Annotated in this window: 3 protein-coding genes; all 3 read left to right on the top strand. The window is 44.0% G+C overall.

Going from position 1 to position 3,565, the window contains the following annotated elements; genetic code table 11:
- Positions 1-13: 13 nt before the first annotated feature.
- On the top strand, positions 14-1,948 hold the full coding sequence (gene cas3 / locus OEV42_21400; GenBank protein MDH3976827.1) for a CRISPR-associated helicase Cas3': 1,935 nt from the start codon (positions 14-16) through the stop codon (positions 1,946-1,948).
- Between the two features lie 41 nt (positions 1,949-1,989).
- Entirely contained in the window at positions 1,990-2,643 is a 654-nt protein-coding gene (gene cas5c, locus OEV42_21395; GenBank protein MDH3976826.1) for a type I-C CRISPR-associated protein Cas5c, read from the top strand.
- Positions 2,640-3,565 (top strand): type I-C CRISPR-associated protein Cas8c/Csd1 (gene cas8c / locus OEV42_21390; GenBank protein MDH3976825.1); only part of this gene is annotated, 926 nt, incomplete at its 3' end. The genes cas5c and cas8c, both read left to right, overlap by 4 nt.

Below are 3,565 nucleotides of genomic sequence, written 5' to 3'. Positions count from 1 at the left end.
CTGAAATTCCTGATTGGGTGGCAAGATAATTGCATATGCCATTGCGGGCCATCATGCCGGATTGCCTGACGGGAATTCCTATAAAAACTCATCCTTATTGAAGCGCCTTGACAGTGAAATTCCGCCTTATTCCGATGCCCCCTGTGAACTACTGAAAGATTTACCACAATTCAATAATTTACCTTTTTCTACAGAACTTGAGAGATACGGAATCCAGTGCTTTTTCTTTATCAGAATGATTTATTCATCGCTTGTCGATGCGGACTTTCTCGATACTGAAGCTTTTATTGATAAGGAAAAATCAGAGTATCGAAAAGGCTGGGTACATTTGTCGGCTTTGGAGAAAAAGCTTTTTGAAAAGCTTGATGAGCTATCAAAAAAAGACCCGGAAAAAGATATTAACTCAACACGGGCTGAAATTTTAGAAAACTGTCTTTCTGCCGCAACAAGCAATCCCGGCTTATTTTCTCTCACCGTTCCTACAGGTGGAGGAAAAACTTTATCATCTTTTGCCTTTGCCCTTAATCATGCGCTCAAACATGGCTTAGATCGCATTATATACGTCATTCCTTATACAAGTATTATTGAACAGAATGCACAGGTCTTCAGGGGATTTCTTGGTGAAAATGCCGTCCTGGAGCATCACAGCAATTTTGATCCTTTCCGTGGAGATAAGGAAGACAGAAGAAACCGACTTGCATCTGAAAACTGGGATGCTCCCGTTGTTGTAACGACGAATGTCCAGTTTTTTGAGTCACTTTTTGCGGCAAGGTCATCCCGATGCCGTAAAGTGCATAATATTGCCCGAAGTGTTGTAATTCTCGATGAGGCGCAAATGCTCCCGGTTTCTCTTTTAAAACCCTGCCTGGAAGCTTTAAAAGAACTGTCTTCCACTTATAGTACGACGATTCTCCTTTGTACAGCTACTCAACCTGCGTTAACAGAAAGAAAAGAATTTAAAGGCGGTTTGAAAAAGGAGAGTGTCAGAGAAATTATTCCGGACAGTAAAAAGCTGTATCAATCCTTAAAGCGCGTGCATGCTCAACTCACTGGACGGATGACGGAAGAGGAGGTTGCAAATGAATTGCTTAGGCACAGGCAGGCGCTATGTATTGTTAATACACGTGGGGAAGCAAAAGAGATATTCAGGCTTGTAAAAGAGGAAAAGAAAGAAAATATCTTTCATTTAAGCGCTTCCATGTGCCCGTTGCACAGAACAAAAAAAATAAGGGAGATCAAATCAAACCTTAAAGATGAGAAACCCTGCCTTGTAATCAGTACGCAACTTATCGAAGCCGGTGTTGACGTTGACTTTCCTGTTGTTTACAGGGCAATGGCCGGTATTGATTCCATTGCCCAGGCTGCAGGGCGTTGTAACCGGGAAGGAACCATTACTGAAGGGGGAATGCTCTATGTTTTTAAGCCAGAAAATGGGATACCGGATATTTTTAAAAGGCAGGCTCAAATTGCTGAAACGGTAATGAGACATCATGAGGAAGATTTTCTATCCATTGAGGCAGTTGAAGATTATTTCAGGGAATTGTACTGGCTTGAAGGGGCTCGGCTCGATGAGCATGGCATTCTTAAAATACTTTATGAGGGTAGAAAGCTGATAGATATACAGTTCAGGGAAATTGCTGAAAAATTCACTCTTATCCCAGCCGATGATTTCAGGGAGCCGCTTTTTATTCTCTGGAAAGATGAGATAAAGCGGGCCGAGAAAATATTGAGTGAATTGCGTTATAGTGATAATCCTGCCGCTGCTTCAAGAAAGGCCCAGCCTTTTACCATTCAGGCCACTAAAAAGGATATTTCGAGGCTTGCCGGCGCAGTTGAAACGGTGCAGGACAGATTCCATGTGCTTATCAACAGCGATCTTTATGATGACGATATGGGGCTAAGTTTTGATGATCCAACATGGCATAAACCGGAGAGTCTGATTGGATAAAAACTATAAATAGTAACAAAAGAGGAAAGGGGGTAAAGAAAATGTCTTACGGCATAAAACTGAAGGTTTGGGGTGATTATGCCCTGTTTTCAAGGCCGGAGATGAAAGTGGAACGGGTCAGTTACGATGTGATGACGCCGTCGGCTGCACGAGGCATCCTGGAGGCTATCTATTGGAAACCTGCCATTCGATGGGTGGTGGATAGAATTCACGTGTTTAAGCCTGTCAAGTTCGACAATGTGCGGCGTAATGAAGTCTCCTCGAAAATTTCCGTTGCAACTGTGAAAAAGGCGATGAAGAACGGCAGTTCATCTGTCGAGCTTATTGCGGAAGAAAACAGGCAGCAACGCGCTTCCCTGCTTCTGCGCGAGGTGGAATATATTATAGAAGCGCACTTTGAATTTACAGGCAGTGACGACAATAATCCGGCCAAACACAAGGAAATTTTCGAGAGGCGTGCAAGAAAAGGGCAGTGCTTTAACCAGCCCTATTTGGGATGCCGTGAATTTTCGGCAAATTTCGAACTTGTTGAGGGGGAAGTAGCGTCTTCTCCTTTTTCCGGTGAAAAGGATCTCGGCTGGATGCTTCATGACATCGATTTTGAAAATGACATGGAGGCAAGGTTTTTCAGGGGCATTATGAAAGACGGAGTTATTCATGTGCCGCCCTTAGAGAGCGGGGAGGTAGTCCGATGATACTGAGCAAACTCGATGATTATTACAACAGGCTTGTCATTGATGCAAGTCAGGGTATACCTAATCAGGGGTTCAGCAGGCAAAAAATCCACTTTTCTCTTGTAATAGATGAAAAAGGGAATCTTGTACAGCTTTATGACCTGCGTAAGAACGATAAAAGCCGAGGACCTATGGAATTGATTGTGCCGGAAGGTGAAAACCGTTCCGCCAATATAGCACCTAATTATCTATGGGATAACACTGCCTATGTGCTTGGCATCGATAAAAAAGGGGTTCATAAACGAAGCCTTGAAATGTTCGAGGCTTTCAGAAAAAGGCATCATCTGCTCGGTGATTCCATTGATGATGAAGGAATGAGAGCCTTGCTTGTTTTTCTCGATAGCTGGAAGCCGGAAAAGGCAGAGGACCAATATGGTGAACTTTTGAGGGATTCTGATGATATTTGGGGGCTCAACGTAGTTTTCAAACTGGACGGTGAAAAGACCTTCCTTCATGAGAGAGAAAAAATCAGGGCCGCATGGGAAGCATCTCTTCATTCGATGAACGCCGACTATGTGGCCACATGCGCATTGGGCAATAAAAAGGAAGCTATTGCACGGCTGCACCCTAAAATCAAAGGGGTCAGAGGGGCGCAAACGTCCGGGGCATCTCTTGTTTCCTTCAATCTTGATGCTTTTACCTCTTATGGAAAAAAACAGAGTTACAATGCGCCAATCAGTGAGCGGGCTGCCTTTTCCTATACGACTGCTCTCAACCATCTTCTTCGCTTTGAAAGCAGGCAAAAACTTCAGATCGGCGATTCCGCCGTTTTGTTCTGGACAAAACGAAAATCGCCTGTTGAATGGCTCATTCCCGGAATACTCGGTTCCAGTGATGACATGGAGACCGATGCAGAAGAAGGCAAGCACATGAGGGAAGTGAG

The sequence above is a fragment of the Deltaproteobacteria bacterium genome (genome assembly GCA_029860075.1).
In the GTDB taxonomy this organism is placed as follows: Bacteria; Desulfobacterota; JADFVX01; order JADFVX01; family JADFVX01; genus JAOUBX01.
The sequence above is the reverse complement of the archived record's forward strand: the minus strand, read 5'-3'. Positions and strand labels throughout refer to the sequence as shown.

Bases quoted from the DNA above. Each gene is read 5' to 3' on its own strand.
- cas5c (MDH3976826.1), top strand. From the start codon at position 1,990: ATGTCTTACGGCATAAAACTGAAGGTTTGGGGTGATTATGCCCTGTTT.